This window comes from Mesorhizobium sp. WSM4308, from assembly GCF_002294905.1.
Taxonomy (GTDB): domain Bacteria; phylum Pseudomonadota; class Alphaproteobacteria; order Rhizobiales; family Rhizobiaceae; genus Mesorhizobium.
Genome location: NZ_NSFW01000005.1, coordinates 182954 through 204203 on the forward strand (window position 1 = coordinate 182954; position 21250 = coordinate 204203).

Below are 21250 nucleotides of genomic sequence, written 5' to 3' on the forward strand. Positions count from 1 at the left end.
TCAGGAAACAAAAGAATGCTTGAGATCAAGAACCTGCACGCCCGCATCGTCGATGACGGCACCGAAATCATCCGCGGCCTGAACCTGACGGTGAAGGCCGGCGAGGTCGCCGCGATAATGGGCCCGAACGGCTCGGGCAAGTCGACGCTGTCCTATATCCTCGCCGGCCGCGAGGACTATGAGGTGACCGAGGGCGACATCCTCTACAACGGCCAGTCGATCCTGGAGATGGATCCGGCCGAGCGCGCCACGTCGGGCATTTTCCTCGCCTTCCAGTATCCGATGGAGATACCGGGTGTGGCGACCATGGAATTCCTGAAGGTGGCGATGAACGAGCAGCGCAAGGCGCGCGGCGAGGAGCCGCTGAAGATCCCGGAATTCCTGAAGCGGGTGAAGGAAGCCGCCGCCTCGCTCAGCATGGACATGGCGATGCTGAAGCGGCCGCTCAATGTCGGCTTCTCCGGCGGCGAGAAGAAGCGCGCCGAGATCCTGCAGATGAAGCTATTGGAGCCGAAACTTTGCGTGCTGGACGAGACCGATTCCGGCCTCGACATCGATGCGCTGAAGATCGTTTCCGATGGCGTCAACGCGCTGCGCGCGCCCGACCGGGCGTTCCTGGTCATCACCCATTACCAGCGGCTGCTTGAACACATCGTGCCCGATAGCGTGCATGTGCTCTACAAGGGCCAGGTCATCAAATCCGGCGACAAGTCGCTGGCGCTCGACCTCGAGGCCAATGGCTATGCCGGCGTGATCGGCGAAGCCGCGTGAGATGCCAGAAGGCAAGGTCAAACTGATGAATATGCACACACAACCGCAGCGGACACCGGCCGAGACAGCGTTGATCGACGCGTTCGGCGACCGGCTGTCGCTGCTGCCGGGCGACGGCGCGGTGATGCTGAAGCGCGACGACGCGATCGAGGCGATCAAGCACGGCCTGCCGACGCGGCGTGTCGAATCTTGGCACTACACCGATCTGCGCCGGCTGTTGAATGTTGTGCCGGATTTCGACCCGGCCGCCATGGCCAAGGTTTTCGCGCCGATCGTCGAAGGCTCCGCCGTCCTGCCGGTCCTGAACGGCAAATCCGATGTGAAGGTACCGGTCCTTGACGGTGTCACCGTGCAAAGCCTGTCGGAAAAGCTGGTTGATGGCAGCATCGCGCCGGGGCTCGATCCCTATGGCAGCGACGATGCCATAGGCGCGCTGAACACCGCTTTCGTCGCCGACGGTTATTTTGTCGACATCGCCGATGGCACGGAACTTGAAAAGCCGATCGAGCTGCAGAATGTGCAGGCCGGCGGCCAGACCCATGTGCGCTTGGCCGTTCGCGTCGGCGCTGCCTCCAAGGCCGTCATCGTCGAGCGTCAGGCTGGTGATGGCGCCGCGCTGGTCAGTTCGGTCAGCCAGCTGGTGCTCGGCGAGGGCGCCGAGGTGACATGGCTGATTGTCCAGCAGCAGCCGGAGACGGCGACCCATCTGGCGCAGTTCAAGGCCCATATCGGCAAGAACGCGAAACTGACGCTGTTTGTCATGAACGCCGGCGGCAAGCTTGTGCGCCAGGAGGTCATGGTCAAGACGACTGGCGAAGGCGCCGATTTCAAACTGCGCGGCATCAACCTTCTGGCCGGTGATACCCATGGCGACGTGACAATGGTGCTCGACCACGCCGTGCCGCACACGACCTCGACGGAAGTGATCCGCAACGTGGTGACGGGTAAGGCGCGCGGCGTCTTCCAGGGCCGCATCAATGTCCACCAATATGCGCAGAAGACCAACGCCAAGATGGCCTGCAACACGCTGCTGTTGTCGGATGATGGCGAGTTCTCGACCAAGCCTGAGCTCGAAATCTTCGCTGACGACGTCGTCTGCGGCCATGGCGCGACGGTGACCGAGATCGACCACGACCATCTGTTCTACCTGATGGCGCGCGGCGTTGACGAGAAGTCTGCTCGCGGCCTGCTCGTCAAGGCCTTCGTCGCTGAGGTGATCGAGGAACTGGACGACGAGACGATCGTCGAGGCGCTGGAAGCCAGGCTCGACGAATGGTTCGTAACGCACGGGTGAGATGATGAACGCTCCAGGCAAGATCGGAGATTTCTACGACGTCGAGGCGATCCGCCGCGACTTCCCGATCCTGTCGCGTGAAGTCTACGGCAAGAAGCTGGTCTATCTCGACAACGGCGCCTCGGCGCAGAAGCCGCAGGTGGTGCTGGACACGATCCAGCATGCCTATTCCCAGGAATACGCCAACGTCCATCGCGGCCTGCATTTCCTGTCCAACGCGGCGACCGACGCCTATGAAAAGGCGCGAGAGACAGTGCGCCGCTTCCTCAATGCGCCAAGCACCGACAACATCGTCTTCACCTCGAACACCACCTCGGCGATCAACACCGTCGCCTATGGCTATGGCATGCCCAATATCGGCGAGGGCGACGAGATCGTGCTGTCGATCATGGAGCACCACTCCAACATCGTTCCCTGGCATTTCATCCGCGAGCGGCAGGGCGCCAAACTGGTCTGGGTGCCGGTCGACGATCTCGGCGCCTTCCACATCGAGGAATTCGAGAAGCGGCTGACCGATCGCACCAAGCTCGTCGCCATCACGCAGATGTCGAATGCGCTGGGCACGGTGACGCCGATCAAGGAGATCGTGCGCATCGCGCATGCGCGTGGAATTCCCGTGCTGGTCGACGGCAGCCAGAGCGCCGTGCACATGCCGATCGACGTGCAGGATCTTGACTGCGACTTCTTCGTCTTCACCGGCCACAAGGTCTACGGGCCCTCCGGCATCGGCGTGCTCTACGGCAAGAAGGACATTCTCCAGGGCATGCGGCCCTTCATGGGCGGTGGCGAGATGATCGAGGAGGTGACGGAAGACATCGTCACCTACAACGAGCCGCCGCATCGCTTCGAGGCCGGCACGCCGCCGATCGTCCAGGCAATCGGGCTGGGTGCGGCCCTCGACTACATGGAAAAGATCGGCCGCGAGCGCATCGCGGCGCATGAGGAAGACCTCAAGACCTACGCGCATGAGCGGCTGCGCGCCATCAATTCGCTGCGCATCTTTGGCGATGCGCCCGGCAAGGGCGCGATCATCTCCTTCGAACTGCAGGGCATTCATGCCCATGACGTGTCGATGGTGATAGACAGGCAGGGCGTGGCAGTCCGTGCGGGCACTCATTGCGCCCAGCCGCTGTTGAAACGCTTTGGCGTAACCTCCACATGCAGGGCATCGTTTGGCATGTATAATACCAGGGCCGAAGTCGACGCCTTGGCCGAGGCGCTTGAAAAAGCGCGCAAATTCTTTGGGTGACGATCATGGATGATGCGAGCATCACTGCCGAGACCACTCCGGAACCCGCCGCCAACAGCGTCGTTTCCGCCACGGCCATCCCCGCCGACGAACTGGCGCGGCTGACCGACGACATCGTCTCGGCGCTGAAGACCGTCTACGATCCGGAAATCCCGGCCGACATCTACGAGCTCGGCCTCGTCTACAAGATCGACATCGAGGACGACCGTTCGGTCAAGATCGACATGACGCTGACCGCGCCGGGCTGCCCGGTGGCCGGCGAAATGCCCGGCTGGGTCGAAAACGCCGTCGGCGCCGTCGAAGGCGTCTCCGGCGTCGAGGTCAACATGACCTTCGACCCGCCCTGGTCGCCCGACCGCATGTCGGAAGAGGCTCAGGTGGCGGTGGGCTGGTACTAGCGTCGAGCCTGGTACACTTGCGCCAGGGGTAAAACTTCACCATTTTAGGTGAGGAATCATTCGGCAGGCCTTGAACCTGCATGGAATGGAGAAGGAAAGACAATGGGACGCTTTGCCGTCATCACGATGACCGAAAAGGCCGCGGACCGGGTGCGCGAGATCGTCGCCACGCGCGACAACGCGCACGGCATTCGCTTGGGCATCAAGAAGGGCGGCTGCGCCGGCATGGAATACACGGTCGACCTGGTGACCGAGCCCAACACCAAGGACGACCACATCGAGCGCGATGGCGCCCATGTCTATGTGGCGCCTGAGGCCGCGCTTTTCCTGTTCGGCACCGAGATGGATTTCGAGCAGACGACGCTGCGCACCGGTTTCACCTTCCACAACCCGAACCAGAGTTCGGCCTGCGGCTGCGGCGAATCCGTCGAACTGAAGCCGGCCGATCTCAAGGCATTGGCGGAAGCACGCGCCTCGGCCTGATCTCTCCTTCGCCCCGTTCACGGGGAGAAGGTGTCACGAAGTGACGGATGAGGGGCAGCGCCAGCGTATCCGGGTTCGCACCACACTTTCCAAAGTCTGCGCCGCCCCTCATCTGCCTGCCGGCATCTTCTCCCCGTAAACGGGAGAAGGACCTTACTCCACCCACATCCCCGTCCGCTTGTGCCAGTCGGCGATTGATTCCTCGGGATAGACATCGAACGTCTTGTCGCCCTTGCCGATATCGGGCTCGACCCAGTTCGCCTTGTATTTCAGCATCAGATGCACCTTTTCAGGCGGCTTCGGCAGGTCGCTGTCGATCGCCGAGGCGAAGGGATGCACAAGGTCCGGCCAGGTCGGGTCGTAAAGCCAGAGCGCCGAGCCGCATTTGCGGCAGAAATTGCGCTCGCCGGTCGAGACCTCGCAGTGCGGATGCTCGTCGTCCTCGATCTCGGCGCGGTAGACGCCAAGGCTTCTCTTGCCCCGGATGTTCAGCGTTTGGTAATCGGCGCCGAGATTGATGGCGAAGCCGCCACCACCCTGCTGCTTGCGGCAGATCGAGCAGTAGCACAGCATGAACGGCACGGGCGTGTGGCTCTCCACCTCGAAACGCACGGCGTTGCAGCAGCAGGACCCCTTGAGCAGAAGCGGCATGACAAGAACTCCGATGGAATGGGCTTAACTTGTCAGCATGGTTCTGGTTGCGCGATGACAATGTCAAATGCCGGTGACATGATCGCGGCATGGACAATGAACGCATCGCCGAACTGTTCTCAGGGCTAGGCCCGGTCAGCATCCGCCGGCTGTTCGGCGGCAAGGGCATCTATTTCGACGGCGTCATCGTCGCCATCGTGCTGCGCGGCGAATTGCTGCTCAAGGCCGACGAGCAAAGCGCGCCCGATTTCGAAGCCGCGGGCTGCAAGCAATGGACCTATACCGGCAAGCGCCACGGCAAGCTGGTCGCCATGCCCTATTGGAGCATTCCCGACAGCGCCTTTGACGATCCCGACGAGATGGCGGTGTGGGCACGCCGCGCCTATGAGGCAGGGCGGCGCGCAGGCAAGTAGATCCCCGCACGCGAGGCCCCTCATCCGGCCGCTGCGCGGCCACGTTCTCCCGCTGGGGAGAAGAGGAAAGCGCCGGCGCTGCAAGCTCCTCTCCCCCCGGGGAGAGGTCGGATTGCCCCGAATTGCTCTTTTGCAATTCGGTCTTGGCAATCCGGGTGAGGGGGCATTTGCCGCTTGAACCTACAGGGCCTTGGCGATCTCGGCCGCCAGCCGCGCATTGTTTTCGACCAGCGCGATGTTGGTCTTGAGGCTGCGGCCGCCGGTCAACTCCAGGATTTTTCCCAGCAGGAACGGCGTCACCGCCTTGCCGGTCACGTTGAGCGCCTCGGCGGCCTTTTGCGCGGCTTCGATGTAGCCGGCCATCTCCTCGGCCGGGATTTCCTGGTTTTCCGGCACCGGATTGGCGACCAGCATGCCGCCGCCGAGCCCCAGCGCAACCCTGGTCTGGTAGAAATGCGCGATCTCTTCCGGTCCGTGCAAGGTCAGCGGCGCGCGGAATGGCGACTGCCGCGACCAGAAGGCGGGCATCGTCTCGCAGCCATGGCCGACGACAGGCACACCGCGCGTCTCCAGCACTTCCAGCGTCTTTTCGATGTCGAGGATGGCCTTGGCGCCGGCCGAGACGACGATCACCGGCGTGCGTGCCAATTCGTCGAGATCGGCGGAGATGTCAAAACTCTTCTCCGCGCCCTTGTGCACGCCGCCAATGCCGCCGGTGGCGAACACCTTTATCCCAACCATTTCAGCCGCGATCATGGTGGCTGCGACGGTCGTGCCGCCGGTGCGTCCTTGCGCGACGGCGAAGCCGAGATCGGCGCGCGACAGCTTCATGGCGTCACCGGTCATGGCCAGCGATTCGCGCTCGCCGTCAGACAGGCCGATCTTGATGCGGCCGCCAACCACCGCGATCGTCGCCGGTACGGCGCCGCCGTCGCTGATGATCTTCTCGACATTGGCTGCCATGGCGCCATTGTCGGGGTAGGGCATGCCATGGGTGATGATGGTGCTTTCCAGCGCCACAACCGGGCGCCCGGCGGCCAGGGCTTGCGCCACTGGTGCGTGGACGTCGATGAAGGGGCGGGCGGTTTCGGGTGTCATCTGGATCTCCAACTCGCGGTGCGGCGCATGCCGGCAACACAGCGGCACTATGAATTTGCCGGTCTCATGCCACTTCCTGCGCGTCCGGCACAAGAGCCAGAGCTTCGGCGAAGCTCGCCGCGGTAAAATCGGGGATGGCGTCGGCGCTTTCGATGGCCAGCGTCGCCGCCGCGACGCCTTCGCGCAAGGCTTGGCGCAGCGGCAGGCCGCGCAGCAGGGCTGCCACCGTCGCACCCGCCAGCGCGTCGCCGGCGCCGGTGACGTCAGCGACTTTTCTCGGGGCAGGCGGTTGGATCGTAAAGGCGCCTGCTTCATCGAAACCCAGCACCGGCGCGCTGCCTGCCGTCACGACGCCGCTGGCAAGGCCGCTGCATCGCAATCCGTCGACGACATCTCCTTCGGCGGCGTTTGCGTTGACGCCGGCCAGCGCGACGGCTTCGCGCCGGTTCATGAAGACCAGCGCCAGCGCGCTGAGCACCGGTATCAGCCGCACCACCTTGGCCGGCGAGATGGCAATGGCATACACCGGCTTGCCGGCCGCAAGCGAAACCAGCCGCTCCAGTGCCGCCGACGGCAGATTGGCGTCGCACAGGATGGCATCGGCGGCAGCGATCGCTTCGCGGACCTTGGACCGTCTCATCTGCTTGGGAAACGCCAGATCGTAGAGCACCATGTCGGCAAAGCCGACGATCAACTCGCCCTCGCGATCGATCAGCGCGGTGTAGCTCGGCGTCGTGCGGTCGAGGAAGACCGCCGACAGGTCGGCGATGCCTGCCTCGGCGATGGCTCGCGAAATGGTGTCCGCCGCTGCATCGCCGCCGCGCATCGACATCAGCGAGCCCGATACGCCGCGCCGCACCGTGCTGCGCAGCGCGTTGAACACGCCGCCGCCGACGTCCTCGCGCATCGTGCCGGGATTGGACGCCGCCGGCACATACGTGCCTGACACCTGGCCGCGCCGGTCGATATGGGCGCCGCCCACGGCCAATATCTCTATGGATTTCACCATGCCGGCGATATGCCCTTTGTTATTGCAACTGCACAAGCGCTAGACTGCGTCATAGCCTTCGCCAGCAAGATGGCGATTCGGCGGATCGATACAACCGAGCAGTCTGGCCCAATGCGGGGTGCATTCCTGTTCGATCTCTTGGTACGGAAAAAGAACAAATCCGGATATGACTTGTTTTTCAGATATTTGATCCCTCTTGCCAAACGAGAACAAAAAAGGTACAAAATGGCAGGGATTACGGATTGTCCGGCCTTCATTGACGACCAAGGGGTGATGTATCATGGCTCAGAATTCTTTGCGGCTTGTAGAGGATAAGGCAGTGGACAAATCAAAGGCTCTGGATGCGGCGCTGTCGCAAATCGAGCGGGCTTTCGGCAAGGGCTCGATCATGCGGCTCGGCGCGAACGAGCAGGTCGTCGAGATTGAAACGGTGCCGACCGGATCGCTCGGTCTCGACATCGCGCTCGGCGTCGGTGGCCTGCCGCGCGGCCGCATCATCGAGATCTACGGGCCGGAAAGCTCGGGCAAGACGACGCTGGCGCTGCACACGGTGGCCGAAGCCCAGAAGAAGGGCGGCATCTGCGCCTTCGTCGACGCCGAACACGCGCTCGACCCGGTCTATGCCCGCAAGCTCGGCGTCGATCTTGAGAACCTGCTGATCTCGCAGCCCGACACAGGCGAGCAGGCGCTGGAGATCTGCGACACGCTGGTGCGCTCCGGCGCCATCGACGTGCTGGTGGTCGATTCGGTCGCGGCACTGACGCCGCGCGCCGAAATCGAGGGCGAGATGGGCGATTCGCTGCCCGGCCTGCAGGCCCGCCTGATGAGCCAGGCGCTGCGCAAGCTGACCGCCTCGATCTCGCGCTCCAACACCATGGTCATCTTCATCAACCAGATCCGCATGAAGATCGGCGTCATGTTCGGTTCGCCCGAAACCACGACCGGCGGCAACGCGCTGAAATTCTATGCGTCGGTGCGCCTCGACATCCGCCGCATCGGCTCGGTCAAGGATCGCGACGAGGTCGTCGGCAACCAGACCCGCGTCAAGGTGGTCAAGAACAAGCTGGCGCCGCCCTTCAAGGTGGTCGAGTTCGACATCATGTATGGCGAGGGCGTGTCCAAGACCGGCGAGCTGGTTGATCTCGGCGTCAAGGCCGGCGTGGTCGAGAAGTCCGGCGCCTGGTTCTCGTACAATTCGCAACGTCTCGGCCAGGGCCGCGAAAATGCAAAACTGTTCCTGCGCGACAATCCCGATACCGCACGCGAGATCGAACTGGCGCTCAGGCAGAATGCCGGGCTTATCGCCGAAAAGTTCCTCGAAAATGGTGGCTCTGAAGGCGGCGACGACGGTTTTGAGGACGAAGCCGGCGCGATGTAGGGCAACGGACAGAGTTCGGCCATAAAGTCGACCTATGATCCGATGCTTAAGTAACCGAGTTCTTTAGTATCGCGTCCAAAACCGCCGGCCTTCGCGCCGGCGGTTTTCGTTTTTGGGACCAATAGACTCCCAGGATTGGCCCAGTTCCGTGTTTCTGGACAGGCTGGAGCGTGGCCGCTAAAAGGCCAAGTCTATTTCTGGAAAGCAGACACCAGTTTCCGCCGGCCGCGCCGGCGGTTTTCGCGAAAAGGCAGCAGTCATGAGTGGCGTGAACGAGATCCGGTCGACATTTCTCGACTATTTCCGCAAGGAGGGCCACGAGGTCGTGGCCTCGAGCCCGCTCGTGCCGCGCAACGATCCGACATTGATGTTCACCAATGCCGGCATGGTGCAGTTCAAGAACGTCTTCACCGGTCTGGAGAAGCGGTCCTATTCGCGCGCTACCACCGCCCAGAAGAGCGTTCGCGCAGGCGGCAAGCACAACGACCTCGACAATGTCGGCTACACCGCGCGCCACCTGACTTTCTTCGAGATGCTCGGCAATTTCTCCTTCGGCGATTACTTCAAGGAGCGCGCCATCGAGCTTGCCTGGAACCTGATCACCAAGGAGTTCGGGTTGAAGAAGGACGAGCTGCTGGTCACCGTCTACCACACGGACGACGAGGCGGCCGGCTTCTGGAAGAAGATCGCCGGTTTCTCGGACGATCGCATCATCCGCATCCCGACCTCGGACAATTTCTGGGCGATGGGCGACACGGGTCCGTGCGGGCCGTGCTCGGAAATCTTCATCGATCGTGGCGAGCACATCTGGGGTGGCCCTCCCGGCAGCCCCGAAGAGGATGGCGACCGCTTCCTCGAATTCTGGAACCTGGTGTTCATGCAGTATGAACAGGTGACGAAGGAGGAGCGCATCGACCTGCCGCGCCCGTCCATCGACACCGGCATGGGCCTGGAGCGCATGGCCTCCATCCTGCAAGGGGTGGAAAGCGTCTTCGAGACCGACCTGTTCCGTCACCTGATCGATGCGGCGTCCTCCGCGCTTGGCCGCGCGCCCGATACGGAAACGGTGGCCTCCTACCGCGTCATTGCCGACCATTTGCGGTCGTCCTCCTTCCTGGTCGCCGACGGTGTCTTGCCGTCGAACGAAGGCCGCGGCTACGTGTTGCGCCGCATCATGCGCCGCGCCATGCGCCACGCGCAGCTGCTCGGCGCGAACGAACCGCTGATGTGGAAGCTGGTGCCGGCGCTGGTGCGCGAAATGGGCCAGGCCTATCCCGAACTGCCGCGCGGCGAACAGCTGATCACCGAGACGCTGAAGCTCGAGGAGACGCGCTTCCGCAAGACGCTGGTGCGCGGCCTCGGCCTGCTCTCCGAGGCGACGGAAACGCTGCATGCCGGCGACATGCTGGATGGCGAGACGGCGTTCAAGCTCTACGACACTTACGGCTTCCCGCTCGACCTGACGCAGGACGCGTTACGCCAGCGCAACATCTCGGTCGATCTGGCCGGCTTCACCAATGCGATGGAGCAGCAGAAGGCCGAGGCGCGCAAGCATTGGACCGGGTCCGGCGAGGCCGCCACCGAAACGGTGTGGTTCTCGGTGCGTGAAAAGACCGGCGCCACAGAATTCCTCGGTTACGAGACCGAGCAGGCGGAAGGCCTCATCCAGGCGCTGGTCAAGGACGGCAAGACCGTCGACAGCGCCGGCAAGGGTGATGCCGTTGCGGTCGTCGTCAACCAGACGCCGTTTTATGGCGAGTCCGGCGGCCAGATGGGCGACACCGGCGTCATCTCGGGCGAAGGTTTCTCGATCGCGATATCCGACACGCAGAAGAAGGCCGACGGCCTGTTCGTGCATCTGGGCAAGGTGGCGAGCGGCACGGTCAAGACCGGCGCTGCCGTCGAGCTCAAGGTCGATCATGCACGCCGCACCAGGCTGCGCGCCAACCACTCCGCCACGCATCTGATCCATGAAGCGTTGCGCGAGGTGCTGGGCACCCATGTCGCGCAGAAGGGCTCGCTGGTCGCGCCGGAGCGCCTGCGTTTCGACATCTCGCACAACAAGCCGATCTCGGCCGAGGAGCTTGAAGAGGTCGAGCGCATGGCCAATGAAATCGTCGTACAGAACAGCCCGGTGACCACGCGCCTGATGTCGGTCGACGACGCCATCGCCGAGGGCGCCATGGCGCTGTTCGGCGAAAAATACGGCGACGAGGTGCGCGTCGTGTCGATGGGCACGGGCCTGCACGGCGCCAAGGCCAACCGGCCCTATTCGGTCGAACTCTGCGGCGGCACCCATGTGAGGGCGACTGGCGATATCGGCCTGGTCCGGGTGGTCTCCGACAGCGCGGTCGCCGCTGGCGTGCGTCGCATCGAAGCGCTGACCGGCGAGGCGGCCAGAAAACATCTCGACGAGCAGGACAGGCGTCTGAAGGCGGCGGCAGCCGTGCTGAAAATCTCGCCCGCCGACGTGCCGGCGCGCGTCGAGACCTTGCTCGAAGAGCGCAAGAAGCTCGAGAAGGAACTGACCGAAGCGCGCAAGAAACTGGCACTCGGCGGCGGTGCCGCGGCGGGTGCGCCCTCGGAGAACGAGACGGTTGCCGGCGTCGGCTTCCTCGGCAAGGCGGTCTCCGGTGTCTCGCCGAAGGATCTGAAGCCGCTGGCCGATGCCGGCAAGACTTCGCTCGGCTCCGGCGTCGTCGTCTTCGTCGGTGCCGGCGAGGACAACAAGGCAAGCGTCGTCGTCGCCGTCACCGACGACCTCGTCGGCCGCTTCAGCGCCGTCGACCTGGTGCGCGTCGCCTCCGCCGCCTTGGGTGGGCAGGGCGGTGGCGGGCGGCCCGACATGGCCCAGGCCGGCGGCCCGGATGCCTCGAAGGCCAATGATGCGATCGCGGCTGTGAAGGCGGCGCTCGAAGCCGCCTGAAAGCCATGGCATGAATGTTCTCGTCCTCGGTGGTTATGGTTTGATCGGGGACGCAGTCATCAGCCGTTTGCTTCGCGACGGTCATCACGTGACCGGCCTCGGTCGCGATGTTCAGGATGCCGGGCGACGCCGGCCGGCGGTGCGCTGGATCGCGGCGGACATGTCGAAACTCCTTGCCGCTGAAGACTGGCTGCCGGTGGTTGCGGGCATGGACGCGGTGGTCAATGCGGCGGGCGCCTTGCAGGACGGCCCGCGCGACCGCCTCGACGCCGTTCACCGGGGCTCGGTGGTGGCACTCGTTGCGGCCTGCGAACAGGCCGGTGTGCACCGCTTTGCGCAGATCTCCGCGATCGGTGCCGATCTCGCCTCGGCAAATCCTTTCTTCAGCACCAAGGCGCAAGGCGACAAGGCCGTCGCAAGCTCCTCCCTGGAGTGGACCATCCTGCGGCCGGGCCTTGTGATCGCGCCCGCTGCCTATGGCGGGACGGCACTTTTGCGCGCCCTTGCGGCATTCCCCGGTTTTGTTCCGGCCGTCATGCCGCTCCAGCCGATCCAGACCGTGGCGGTCACCGACGTTGCCGAAGCGGTGGCGCGCGCGGTCGCCGGATCGCTGCCGCCCCGACTCGCCGTCGATCTCGTCGAAGCCGATGCCAGACCGCTCGCCGAGGTCCTCTCCACCTTGCGTGCGTGGCTTGGTCTGCCGCCTGCGAGAGTGGTGCCGATGCCAGCCATTCTCGGCCGGCTCGCCGGCGCGGTTGCAGATGTGCTTGGAACTCTTGGTTGGCGGTCCCCGCTGCGCAGCGCAGCCCTTGCTGCCGTGGCGGGCGGTGTCACGGGCGACGCAGCGGCCTGGATCCGAATTTCCGGCCGTCCGCTTCAGCCGCTGGAAGCAACGCTGGCCGACATGCCGGCCAATGTCCAGGAACGATGGTTCGCCCGCCTCTGGCTGGCAAAGCCTGTCATCTTCGCTTGCCTGTCCCTATTCTGGCTTGTTTCGGGTGTCATCGGCCTGATCCGGCAAGAGGCGGCGGCGGATATCCTTGTTTCGCACGGCGTGTCGGCGAGCCTGGCCCATATCGCGGTTCTGGCCGGAAGTACGGCAGACATCCTGGTTGGCGCGGCTGTCGTGGTCCGATCCCTGGCCCGGCGCGCGCTGCTGGCGATGATTGCCATCACACTGTCCTATTTGGCGGGGGCGTCGCTTCTTGTCCCAGGTCTATGGCTTGATCCACTGGGGCCGCTGGTCAAGACGATCCCCGCGCTTTGCCTGGTGCTGGTGGCGCTCGCGGTGCTCGACGAGCGATGAGCCTATGGGCCGACATATTGCGCTGGGCGCATGTCGTCGGCGCCACGGTTCTGTTCGGCACCGGCGCCGGCATTGCCTTCTTCATGCTGATGGCGCAACGCAGCGGCCGCGCCGATCTCGTCGCCCATGTCGCGGGCACGGTCGTCATCGCCGACACCATTTTTACGGCGACCGCCGTCATCGTGCAGCCGGCCACCGGCGTGTTGCTGGCGCAGGCTGCGGGCTGGCCGCTCTCCGAAGGCTGGATCGCGCTGTCCTTGCTGCTTTATGTCGTGGCCGGCCTGTTCTGGCTGCCGGTGGTCTGGATTCAGATCAGGATTCGTAATCTGGCGCGGCAGGCGGCCATCGAAAACGCGCCGCTGCGCCGAAGAGAAACGCCTCTTTCGCATCTGGTTTGCTTGCGGTTTTCCAGCCTTTGCCGCGGTGCTTGCGATCCTCTGGCTGATGGTGACCCGGCCCGAGATAAGGTTTTAGCGCCGCCTCGGGTTTCAATCAGCCTTTTCGGTCATGGCAAAGGCTTCTGTGGCCGCGATCCGGTCCCACCATGCCAGAATCTCGGGAAACTCGGCCAGAAGCTTTTGCCCGTCGGCAACCTTGAGGAAATAGGCGATGATCGGCGCCGCATGCAGGTCGGCCAGTGTCACCCGATTGCCGAGCAACCATGGCCCGGGAGCCTTGAGTGATGTGAGCACCCTGAGGACCGTTTCCGCCTGCCGCAGCCCGCCGGCGATCAGCGTCTCATCCGGCTCCGCCTTCTCCAGGCGCTCGACGGCAATGTCCCAGACCATGGCGCGGTAGCCATAGGCGTCGAGCATGCCTGTCATCTGGCCCATCCTGGCGCGGCCGCGCGCATCGGCGGGCTGCAGCGCCGGGCCGTCGAAGGCCTCGTCGACATAGCGGGTGATCGCATTCGTCTCGAAAAGGCGAAAACCGTCATGCTCCAAGGCCGGGATGCGGCCGAACGGGTGATGTATCAGATACCAGGCCGGGATGCCCTCGGCGGCGAAGATGTCGAGCGGTACCAGTTCGTAGTCGACGCCTTTCTCCTCCAGCGCCATCCGCGCGATGCGCACATAGACACTGTAGTCCGCGCCATAGAGGATCGGCCTGGTCATGCTGTCAGATCCTCGCTTTCGCTGGCCCAAAAAGCGAAGGCTCCTTTCGGAGCCTTCGCTTTTGTAAAACTGGGCTCTTAAGCCATCGCCTTCTGCAAGTTCTCGTCGATCTTGTCGAGGAAGCCGGTGGTCGAGAGCCAGGGCTGGTCGGGTCCGATCAGCAGCGACAGGTCCTTGGTCATGAAGCCGGACTCGACAGTCTGGATGCAGATCTTTTCCAGCGTCTCGGCAAAGCGCTTCAGTTCAGCATTGTCGTCGAGCTTGGCGCGGTGCGCGAGGCCACGCGTCCAGGCGAAGATCGAGGCGATCGAATTGGTCGAGGTTTCCTCGCCCTTCTGGTGCTGGCGGTAGTGGCGGGTGACGGTGCCGTGCGCGGCTTCGGCTTCCACCGTCTTGCCGTCGGGCGTCATCAGCACCGAGGTCATCAGGCCGAGCGAGCCAAAGCCCTGCGCCACCGTGTCGGACTGTACGTCGCCGTCGTAGTTCTTGCAGGCCCAGACATAGCCGCCCGACCATTTCAGGCTGGAGGCCACCATGTCGTCGATCAGGCGGTGCTCGTACCACAGCTTCTTCGACTTGAACTCGGCCTCGAATTCAGCCTCGTAGACTTCCTGGAAAATGTCCTTGAAGCGGCCGTCATAGGCTTTCAGGATGGTGTTCTTGGTCGACAGGTAGACCGGATAGTTGCGCAGCAGGCCGTAGTTCAGCGAGGCGCGGGCGAACTCGCGGATCGACTCGTCGAGATTGTACATGGCCATGGCGACGCCGGCGCCGGGAGCGTCGAACACGTCATGCTCGATCACCTTTCCGTCCTCACCGACGAACTTGATCGTCAGCTTGCCCTTGCCGGGGAAGCGGAAATCAGTGGCGCGGTACTGGTCGCCGAAGGCGTGGCGGCCGACGATGATCGGCTTGGTCCAGCCGGGTACCAGGCGCGGCACGTTCTTCATGATGATCGGCTCGCGGAAGATGGTGCCGCCGAGGATGTTGCGGATGGTGCCGTTGGGCGACTTCCACATCTTCTTCAGCTTGAACTCCTCGACGCGCTGTTCGTCGGGGGTGATCGTCGCGCATTTCACGCCGACGCCGTATTTCTTGATGGCGTTGGCCGAATCGATGGTCACCTGGTCGTTGGTGGCGTCGCGGTGCTCGATGCCGAGGTCGTAATATTCGAGCTTGAGGTCGAGATAAGGGTGGATCAGCTTGTCCTTGATGAACTGCCAGATGATGCGGGTCATCTCGTCGCCGTCGAGTTCGACGACCGGGTTCGCCACCTTGATCTTCGCCATGGAAAGAATGCCTCGTTCAACAGTTGGGGGATGGCGGGTCGGCCCCGCCAGGATAGGGACTTCGCCTATAGCAAAGCGATCCGGGCGGCGCAAACCGGGGCAATGCGGAAGCAGGCTGCTGCCGGCGCAATTCTAGTCTAGGAGAAGCGTGAAGCGGGTTTTCGTTCGAAATTGCCGTAAAACAAGGGGACAGGCGGCGTTTCCGCGAAACGGTAAACCGATCCAGCAATCGTGGACAAAGATCGATGCCGCGCTGCCCATCGAGAGGCAGGCGGCATCGCCTTTGTTTCATGCTGCCGCACGCAGGCGGCAGCCGCTTATTGCAGCGGCGTGCCGCCAGGGCCGGGGAAGGCCGTGATCGGCGTTCCGTCGGCCACGTTGCCGGAGATCATGTTGTTCTTGAACGACTGGACGGCGCCGCTGCCGGTGTTGCTGACCCCGGTGACATTGCCGAACACCGTCGAGGCGCCGAGAAAGGCGATGGCGCTGCCGGGGCCGCTGGCGGCGGCGCCGTTGGCATTCACGCCGACGCCGGCATTGGAACTGATCGTGGTGTTGACGATCGTCGCGCGTACCGACGATGCCGCGGCGACGGACTTGACCGCCACCCCGTTGCCGCTGTTGCCGCTGACCAGGCTGTCGGTCAGCGCCATGTTCATGGGAGAGGTGTTGCCGGTGCCGTCGACAAGAATGCCATTGGCGCTGTTGGTCAGTTCCACCCTGGACAGGATGGCATTGATGCCGATGGCGCCAGTCGTTTTGATAAGAACGGCGCCACCGGCTGCCTCGGCTATCCGTGTATTGATTATGTAGAGTTCGCTGGCGCCGTTGGGAAGAAATTCGACGCCATTGCTGGTCACCCGCTCGATGTTGCAGTCCTCGATATGCAGTTGACCTTGGCCGATCATCCGCACGCCGTCGAGTCCAGTGCCCACGCCGTCTATGTCGAGGCCGCGAAGATGCACGACGGAGCCGACGGTCGTGTTTATGATGATGCCGTTCACGAGCGCCGAAAGCACACCGCCTTCAGTCGTTCTGCAGTCGATGGTGATGGATTTGGTGATGGTGACCGCGCCAAATCCGCCCGGGTCCAGACAGTTGATCTCGCCGGCCGTCGCCGTCTTCGAGATGGCGCCGGCAAACGTCTTGCAAGGTGCCGTTCGGCTGCACGGATCGGCGTCGTTGCCGACGCCGGAAACCCAGGTCCGTGTCGCTTGCGCGGAAGCCGGAGCAATCACGAAGACTGATGCCAGAAGCAACACAGCGATTGAAAGGAAAAACCGTAAGACGTTCATTTGCCCCCTCCTGAAGCTTGGCCAACACCCGTGTCGGCTATTGAAAACCCGTGTGGAAACGCTTGGGGCACAGATAAGTGACAGGAGCGTGCAAGACACGCTCCGTCTTCAAATGAATTTACCGATACAGCTTGGCCCCAAGCGGTTTTGATATTGCAATTTTCTAAGATTATGTCACAGCGGCGGCCGCATCGCCGTATTTAACTATACATATAGCTAATAGGTTATTTCTGTAACCGGAAGATGTCGCCGATAAAAAAGTAAGGCAGAGCCATCAAGCAGTATAGGGTTGGATAGCTTGTCGTTGCCAGAGCGGCCGCGATGCCCACATCTCAACCATCCCTTGAGAAGATGGAGCACGTGGCTCGTTTGCTTGTACGGGCGTGTGACCATTTGCTCCAGCCCGCCGGTGGAGCGAATTTGGATTTTTCGCGCCAACACAGGGGGTGCGGGACAAGGCTATTTGTCGCCAGGTCACCGACAACTCTTCAAAAAGCCGTATCGATATGGCAGGACGCGGTGACCTCGTAGCGCAATCATCTGGAACACATGACCGCAACAGACTTTCAGCGTGGCCCTGGCGGTCCGGCGATCATCCTCGTCGAGCCGCAGCTCGGCGAGAACATCGGCATGGTCGCGCGCGCCATGGCCAATTTCGGCCTGTCGGAACTGCGCCTGGTCAATCCGCGTGACGGCTGGCCGAGCGAGAAGGCGCGCGCCGCGGCCAGCCGCGCCGACCATGTCATCGACGCCGTGACGGTGTTCGACGATCTGGCCTCGGCCCTTGCCGATCTGAACTTCGTCTTCGCCACCACCGCCAGGCAGCGCGACGGTTTCAAGGCCGTGCGCGGCCCCGTGGAGGCGGGCAGGGTGCTGCGCGCCCGTCATGGCATGGGGCAGCGCACCGGCATCCTGTTCGGCCGCGAGCGCTTCGGTCTCTACAATGACGAGGTCGGACTCGCCGACGAGATCGTCACCTTTCCCGTCGATCCCGATTTCTCCTCGCTCAACATCGCCCAGGCGGCGCTGCTGATGTCCTATGAGTGGATGAAGTCGGGCCTCGAGGACGAGACCAAGACCAATTTCACCGGGCCGGAGATGAAGCCGGCCAGCAAGGAAGAGCTGCACGGCCTTTTCGCCTATCTCGAAGGCGCATTGGAAGCGCGCGGCTATTTCCGGCCGGCGCCGAAGAAGCCCAAGATGGTGGACAATCTGCGCGCCGTGCTGACGCGCGCCGGTTTCGCCGAGCCGGAGCTGAAGGTGCTGCGCGGCATCATCTCTTCGCTGGACAGGTTTTCGCCGGCAATGCCGCGCGGCGACGGCTCGCCGGGCGATGATCCAAGGCGGCTTCCGGCCGCCGCGCGCGCCGGCAAGGCAGAGGCCGGTCGCCAGGCGCACAAGCCAGTGGGTGACGATGAGGACGCGCCGCCGCTGGGCGGCAAGGGAACCGACAATGACTGACCAGCCGATCCTGATGTTCGATTCCGGCGTCGGCGGGCTGACCGTGCTGCGCGAGGCGCGCGTGCTGATGCCGGACCGGCGCTTCGTCTATGTCGCGGACGATGCGGCCTTTCCGTTCGGCGCCTGGGAAGAACCGGCACTGCGCACCCACATACTCGAACTCTTCGCCAAATTGCTCGACCGGTTTGCGCCTGCGATTTCCGTCATCGCCTGCAACACCGCCTCGACGCTGGTGATCGATGCGCTGCGCGAGAGATTTCCCGGCCATCCCTTCGTCGGCACCGTGCCAGCGGTCAAGCCGGCGGCGGAGCGCACCCGCTCCGGGCTGGTCTCCGTGCTGGCGACGCCGGGCACGGTGAAGCGGCAATACACGCGCGACCTGATCAGTAAATGGGCGCAGAAATGCCATGTCCGCCTGGTTGGCAGCGACAGGCTGGCGGGCCTTGCCGAAGTCTATATGCGCGAGGGTTTCGTCGACGAGGAAGCCGTGCGCGCCGAGATCGCGCCCTGTTTCATGGAAAATGAGGGGCTCAGGACCGACATCGTCGTGCTGGCTTGCACCCACTACCCGTTCCTGGTCAACCGCATGCGCAAGACCGCGCCCTGGCCGGTCGACTGGATCGACCCGGCCGAAGCGATCGCGAGGCGTGCCCTTTCGCTCTTGCCGCCCGTCGACGGGGCGCTGCCGCAAGGCGAGCCCGATATCGCGGTCTTTACGTCAGGCAAGGCGGATTTCGCCGTCGGCCGGCTGATGCAGGGCTTTGGACTGTCCGTGCGCTGATTGATGTCGCCCAACGCCAGTCGCTCAAACAGGTTCGAAGACGATGCTGCGTTGATCCGGATCGGCCGAGGCCAGCTTTAGCGTCACACCGTCACCCTGCCTGAGACCGGAGGCCTTTACGGTGGCAACGACAGGCATGTCGGCAAGCTGGACGCGCACACCATGGTCGACGAAGTCGGTGACGACGGCTTTGAACGTTTCCCCTTCGCGTCCCCTCAGCATCACCGCCTCGGCAAGGTCGATGGCTGCATGGTTGATCTGCGAAGCGCGGGCATCCGCACGTCCCATCACCTTTGGCAGTCCGGCGAACGCATCGCTGACGGCCTGCGGCACGGGCTGGCCGTTGGCGATAGCCAGCGCGCAGCGCACGACATAGCGATCGGCCAGTCGCCTGAGTGGCGCGGTCGCATGGGCATAGGTCGCAGCCATCGCCTCATGCCAGGGAACGACACCTTCCTGGTAGGGCTGGTAGGACGCGCCATTGCCCGCGCGGCGGATTTCCAGCATCAACGCTGCTTGTTTCGGATCAGCCGGATCGAGTGTGCGCTGGTAGTCGCGCAGGTTGGTTGAGGCCGGCCAGGACAGACCGAGCGCCTGTGCCGCGCTGCGCAATCTCTGCACCTTGGAGGGGTCTGGCCCAGACATCACCCGAAACAGCCCGGTCTTGTGCGCCAGCATGGCGTCGGCGATCGCCATGTTGGCGGCCAGTGAAAGCGCGGCGTTGTCCTGCTCGGATTGCAGCAGCGGTCTGAACGAAAGCCGGAAGCTGCCATCGGCAAGCCTTTCGACCTCCTGCTCGGGCGGGTCGACGCGGGAAGCGCCGCGGCCCTCTTCGTTTGCCACCATGCGCCGCGCCATTTCGGCGAAGCCGGCCGGAACGTCGGAGGCCTTCACGCTGTCATAGGCGAGCTTCGCGCGGCTTTGGATGATTGCCCGCTCCGCGCCGTCCAACGTTACCGCGCCATCCACCGCGACCCGAACGGTGAAGATAACAGCTGGACGCGGCCCGTCCGGCAACAGGCTCGCCGCCGCCTCGGCAATCGCCGGTGGATAGAGCCCGGCCTTGCCGTCCGGCAGGTACAGCGTCTCGCCGCGCGTCCAGGCTTCGCGATCCAGCGTGTCGCCGTCCTCGACGAACCATGCCACGTCGGCGATGGCATAATGCAAGAGAAGATCGCCACCGCTTGCCTCGATCGAGAACGCCTGGTCAAGATCAGTGGAGGCCGCCGGATCGAGCGTGACGAAGGGCATGTCAGTTCGATCGGCATGCTGGTTCGGCACGCGTCTGGCCGCCGCCTCCGCTGCGGCCATCACGTCAGCCGGAAATCCATCCGGCACGTGGAACTCGGTGCGGATTTTCGCCAGGCCGGTGGAGAGCGCTTGTGAGGGGTCTGTCAGGGACTTCATTCAGCCGTCCTACACCAGGGCTTCGGACACGGGAAGGCTGCCGACGAATTCGCCAAAGCTGGCTGCCTGACCGGCGGCGATCGGACGAGAAACTGGGCCTACCGGCACTGGAACCGCCGCCGAAGAGCGGCGTTTCCCTGACAGCAAAGGAGAAACCGCCATGCCAGCCACCTCGAAAGCCCAGCAGAAAGCCGCCGGCGCCGCGCTCTCCGCCAAACGCGGCGAGACGAAAAAGAGCGAGCTCAAAGGCGCTTCCAAAGGAATGTACGAATCCATGAGCGAAAAGCAGCTCGAGGAATTCGCCGAGACCAAGCGCAAAGGGCTGCCGGAAAAGAAGTCGAAAGACTGAGTGTCGTTCGCGAAACGCCGGCCCAAGCAAACAAGGCCCGCAGCGGAACCGCGGGCCTTGTATCTAATGCAAAATCTGTAGGCCGTTTGCCTTACCAGCGATGGCAGCGCCGTATCCGCTCGACGATCACCCTGCGGTGGCCATGCCGCCACACCACCCTTTTCTTCACGATGATGCGGCAGACCTGCTTATGGCCGTGCCAATGGCGCGCCATGGCTGGTTCCGGCGCCACCGCCATCGATCCGGCCAACACCGCGGCACCGGCCAAGGTAAGGAAGAACTTCTTCATGCTGATTGGACTCCTCTAGCTCCAGATCTCTTCCCGGCGCCGTTGGCGCAAACCTCCCGCCACATCCGGCATCGCTCAACGCTGGGACGCTATAGGGTTGCGTTGCGCCGCGCCACTCACAAGCTTGACACCGGTTAAATCTCGGTTTAACCAGCCGCCAACGCCGGGCAGCGATGTCCGGTGTTTGTTTTGTATGCGCAGGACCGGTTGCCTTGGTTTCTGGTTTTGTTTGAACTGACGTGTCCCGTGGGTTTTCCGCCGCGTTGCGTGGGAAAACCCTGTCAGGTC

At 63.5% G+C, this 21250-nt stretch carries 20 protein-coding genes and 1 pseudogene; 13 read left to right on the forward strand and 8 right to left on the reverse strand.

Annotation, left to right across the window (positions count from 1 at the left end):
• The first annotated feature begins 15 nt into the window (after positions 1–15).
• From sufC to sufA, 5 genes are all read left to right on the forward strand, one after another.
• Positions 16–771, forward strand: a complete 756-nt coding sequence (gene sufC / locus CK227_RS11300) for a Fe-S cluster assembly ATPase SufC (RefSeq protein WP_015318168.1) — start codon at positions 16–18, stop codon at positions 769–771.
• Between the two features lie 25 nt (positions 772–796).
• Entirely contained in the window at positions 797–2065 is a 1269-nt protein-coding gene (gene sufD / locus CK227_RS11305) for a Fe-S cluster assembly protein SufD (RefSeq protein WP_095770885.1), read from the forward strand.
• A gap of 4 nt (positions 2066–2069) precedes the next feature.
• Entirely contained in the window at positions 2070–3314 is a 1245-nt protein-coding gene (locus CK227_RS11310) for a cysteine desulfurase (RefSeq protein WP_095770884.1), read from the forward strand.
• A 5-nt stretch (positions 3315–3319) separates the two neighbouring features.
• Positions 3320–3712 carry an SUF system Fe-S cluster assembly protein gene (locus CK227_RS11315; RefSeq protein WP_095770883.1) on the forward strand — a complete coding sequence of 131 codons (393 nt, stop codon included), beginning with the start codon at positions 3320–3322 and terminating at the stop codon, positions 3710–3712.
• A gap of 102 nt (positions 3713–3814) precedes the next feature.
• On the forward strand, positions 3815–4195 hold the full coding sequence (sufA, locus tag CK227_RS11320) for a Fe-S cluster assembly scaffold SufA (RefSeq protein WP_013532156.1): 381 nt from the start codon (positions 3815–3817) through the stop codon (positions 4193–4195).
• A gap of 153 nt (positions 4196–4348) precedes the next feature.
• Here the strand turns inward: sufA and CK227_RS11325 are convergent, their stop codons facing one another.
• Complete coding sequence (locus tag CK227_RS11325) at positions 4349–4846, reverse strand: GFA family protein (RefSeq protein ID WP_095770373.1); 498 nt, start codon at positions 4844–4846, stop codon at positions 4349–4351.
• A gap of 89 nt (positions 4847–4935) precedes the next feature.
• Here CK227_RS11325 and CK227_RS11330 point away from each other — a divergent pair, with 89 nt between their 5' ends.
• Entirely contained in the window at positions 4936–5259 is a 324-nt protein-coding gene (locus tag CK227_RS11330) for a TfoX/Sxy family protein (RefSeq protein WP_095770372.1), read from the forward strand.
• A 180-nt stretch (positions 5260–5439) separates the two neighbouring features.
• Here CK227_RS11330 and CK227_RS11335 read toward each other — a convergent pair whose 3' ends face one another.
• Together CK227_RS11335 and CK227_RS11340 are read right to left on the reverse strand one after the other, a co-directional pair.
• Positions 5440–6357 (reverse strand): pseudouridine-5'-phosphate glycosidase, encoded by a 918-nt coding sequence (locus CK227_RS11335; RefSeq protein WP_095770882.1) that lies wholly within the window; start codon positions 6355–6357, stop codon positions 5440–5442.
• A gap of 64 nt (positions 6358–6421) precedes the next feature.
• Positions 6422–7366 carry a carbohydrate kinase family protein gene (locus tag CK227_RS11340; protein WP_095770371.1) on the reverse strand — a complete coding sequence of 315 codons (945 nt, stop codon included), beginning with the start codon at positions 7364–7366 and terminating at the stop codon, positions 6422–6424.
• Positions 7367–7646: 280 nt separating this feature from the next.
• Here CK227_RS11340 and recA point away from each other — a divergent pair, with 280 nt between their 5' ends.
• The 4 genes and pseudogenes from recA (at position 7647) to CK227_RS11360 (ending at position 13450) form a co-directional block, all read left to right on the forward strand.
• The gene (gene recA / locus CK227_RS11345; RefSeq protein WP_010909075.1) at positions 7647–8744 is read left to right on the forward strand and encodes a recombinase RecA; all 1098 of its coding nucleotides are present in this window, start codon (positions 7647–7649) and stop codon (positions 8742–8744) included.
• Between the two features lie 259 nt (positions 8745–9003).
• Positions 9004–11670 carry an alanine--tRNA ligase gene (gene alaS, locus CK227_RS11350; protein WP_095770370.1) on the forward strand — a complete coding sequence of 889 codons (2667 nt, stop codon included), beginning with the start codon at positions 9004–9006 and terminating at the stop codon, positions 11668–11670.
• A 10-nt stretch (positions 11671–11680) separates the two neighbouring features.
• Positions 11681–12976, forward strand: coding sequence for an SDR family oxidoreductase (locus CK227_RS11355; protein WP_095770369.1), 1296 nt, complete (start codon positions 11681–11683; stop codon positions 12974–12976).
• Positions 12973–13450 (forward strand): annotated as a pseudogene (locus tag CK227_RS11360) (DUF2269 domain-containing protein). The gene CK227_RS11355 and the pseudogene CK227_RS11360 overlap by 4 nt, the downstream one beginning before the upstream one ends.
• A 14-nt stretch (positions 13451–13464) precedes the next feature.
• Here the strand turns inward: CK227_RS11360 and CK227_RS11365 are convergent.
• The 3 genes from CK227_RS11365 to CK227_RS11375 all read right to left on the reverse strand — a co-directional run bounded on the left by CK227_RS11365 (position 13465) and on the right by CK227_RS11375 (position 16675).
• Positions 13465–14091, reverse strand: coding sequence for a glutathione S-transferase family protein (locus tag CK227_RS11365; RefSeq protein ID WP_095770368.1), 627 nt, complete (start codon positions 14089–14091; stop codon positions 13465–13467).
• A 77-nt stretch (positions 14092–14168) separates the two neighbouring features.
• A complete protein-coding gene (locus tag CK227_RS11370; protein WP_095770367.1) occupies positions 14169–15380 on the reverse strand; it encodes an NADP-dependent isocitrate dehydrogenase in 1212 nt (403 codons plus the stop codon).
• A 317-nt stretch (positions 15381–15697) separates the two neighbouring features.
• On the reverse strand, positions 15698–16675 hold the full coding sequence (locus tag CK227_RS11375) for a right-handed parallel beta-helix repeat-containing protein (RefSeq protein WP_095770366.1): 978 nt from the start codon (positions 16673–16675) through the stop codon (positions 15698–15700).
• A 549-nt stretch (positions 16676–17224) separates the two neighbouring features.
• Between CK227_RS11375 and CK227_RS11380 the strand changes: the two genes are divergently transcribed.
• Positions 17225–18136: an RNA methyltransferase gene (locus tag CK227_RS11380; protein WP_095770365.1), complete on the forward strand. Its 912-nt coding sequence runs from the start codon at positions 17225–17227 to the stop codon at positions 18134–18136.
• The gene (murI, locus tag CK227_RS11385; protein ID WP_095770364.1) at positions 18129–18917 is read left to right on the forward strand and encodes a glutamate racemase; all 789 of its coding nucleotides are present in this window, start codon (positions 18129–18131) and stop codon (positions 18915–18917) included. The genes CK227_RS11380 and murI overlap by 8 nt, the downstream gene beginning before the upstream one ends.
• A 24-nt stretch (positions 18918–18941) precedes the next feature.
• Here the strand turns inward: murI and CK227_RS11390 are convergent, their stop codons facing one another.
• Complete coding sequence (locus tag CK227_RS11390) at positions 18942–20324, reverse strand: RNB domain-containing ribonuclease (protein ID WP_095770363.1); 1383 nt, start codon at positions 20322–20324, stop codon at positions 18942–18944.
• A 160-nt stretch (positions 20325–20484) separates the two neighbouring features.
• Between CK227_RS11390 and CK227_RS11395 the strand changes: the two genes are divergently transcribed.
• Entirely contained in the window at positions 20485–20673 is a 189-nt protein-coding gene (locus tag CK227_RS11395; protein ID WP_010909084.1) for a DUF3008 family protein, read from the forward strand.
• A gap of 91 nt (positions 20674–20764) precedes the next feature.
• On the opposite strand, the gene CK227_RS11400 is transcribed toward CK227_RS11395, so the two are convergent.
• On the reverse strand, positions 20765–20962 hold the full coding sequence (locus CK227_RS11400; protein WP_027042433.1) for a hypothetical protein: 198 nt from the start codon (positions 20960–20962) through the stop codon (positions 20765–20767).
• Between the last annotated feature and the right edge of the window lie 288 nt (positions 20963–21250).

Coding starts and splice junctions, on each gene's coding strand:
- alaS (WP_095770370.1), top strand. CDS start 9,004: ATGAGTGGCGTGAACGAGATCCGGTCGACATTTCTCGACTATTTCCGC.
- CK227_RS11340 (WP_095770371.1), bottom strand. CDS start 7,366: ATGGTGAAATCCATAGAGATATTGGCCGTGGGCGGCGCCCATATCGAC.
- CK227_RS11315 (WP_095770883.1), top strand. CDS start 3,320: ATGGATGATGCGAGCATCACTGCCGAGACCACTCCGGAACCCGCCGCC.
- CK227_RS11400 (WP_027042433.1), bottom strand. CDS start 20,962: ATGAAGAAGTTCTTCCTTACCTTGGCCGGTGCCGCGGTGTTGGCCGGA.
- CK227_RS11355 (WP_095770369.1), top strand. CDS start 11,681: ATGAATGTTCTCGTCCTCGGTGGTTATGGTTTGATCGGGGACGCAGTC.
- CK227_RS11380 (WP_095770365.1), top strand. CDS start 17,225: ATGACCGCAACAGACTTTCAGCGTGGCCCTGGCGGTCCGGCGATCATC.
- CK227_RS11370 (WP_095770367.1), bottom strand. CDS start 15,380: ATGGCGAAGATCAAGGTGGCGAACCCGGTCGTCGAACTCGACGGCGAC.
- sufC (WP_015318168.1), top strand. CDS start 16: ATGCTTGAGATCAAGAACCTGCACGCCCGCATCGTCGATGACGGCACC.
- sufA (WP_013532156.1), top strand. CDS start 3,815: ATGGGACGCTTTGCCGTCATCACGATGACCGAAAAGGCCGCGGACCGG.
- CK227_RS11310 (WP_095770884.1), top strand. CDS start 2,070: ATGAACGCTCCAGGCAAGATCGGAGATTTCTACGACGTCGAGGCGATC.
- recA (WP_010909075.1), top strand. CDS start 7,647: ATGGCTCAGAATTCTTTGCGGCTTGTAGAGGATAAGGCAGTGGACAAA.
- CK227_RS11375 (WP_095770366.1), bottom strand. CDS start 16,675: ATGAACGTCTTACGGTTTTTCCTTTCAATCGCTGTGTTGCTTCTGGCA.
- CK227_RS11335 (WP_095770882.1), bottom strand. CDS start 6,357: ATGACACCCGAAACCGCCCGCCCCTTCATCGACGTCCACGCACCAGTG.
- CK227_RS11390 (WP_095770363.1), bottom strand. CDS start 20,324: ATGAAGTCCCTGACAGACCCCTCACAAGCGCTCTCCACCGGCCTGGCG.
- CK227_RS11395 (WP_010909084.1), top strand. CDS start 20,485: ATGCCAGCCACCTCGAAAGCCCAGCAGAAAGCCGCCGGCGCCGCGCTC.
- CK227_RS11330 (WP_095770372.1), top strand. CDS start 4,936: ATGGACAATGAACGCATCGCCGAACTGTTCTCAGGGCTAGGCCCGGTC.
- CK227_RS11365 (WP_095770368.1), bottom strand. CDS start 14,091: ATGACCAGGCCGATCCTCTATGGCGCGGACTACAGTGTCTATGTGCGC.
- murI (WP_095770364.1), top strand. CDS start 18,129: ATGACTGACCAGCCGATCCTGATGTTCGATTCCGGCGTCGGCGGGCTG.
- sufD (WP_095770885.1), top strand. CDS start 797: ATGAATATGCACACACAACCGCAGCGGACACCGGCCGAGACAGCGTTG.
- CK227_RS11325 (WP_095770373.1), bottom strand. CDS start 4,846: ATGCCGCTTCTGCTCAAGGGGTCCTGCTGCTGCAACGCCGTGCGTTTC.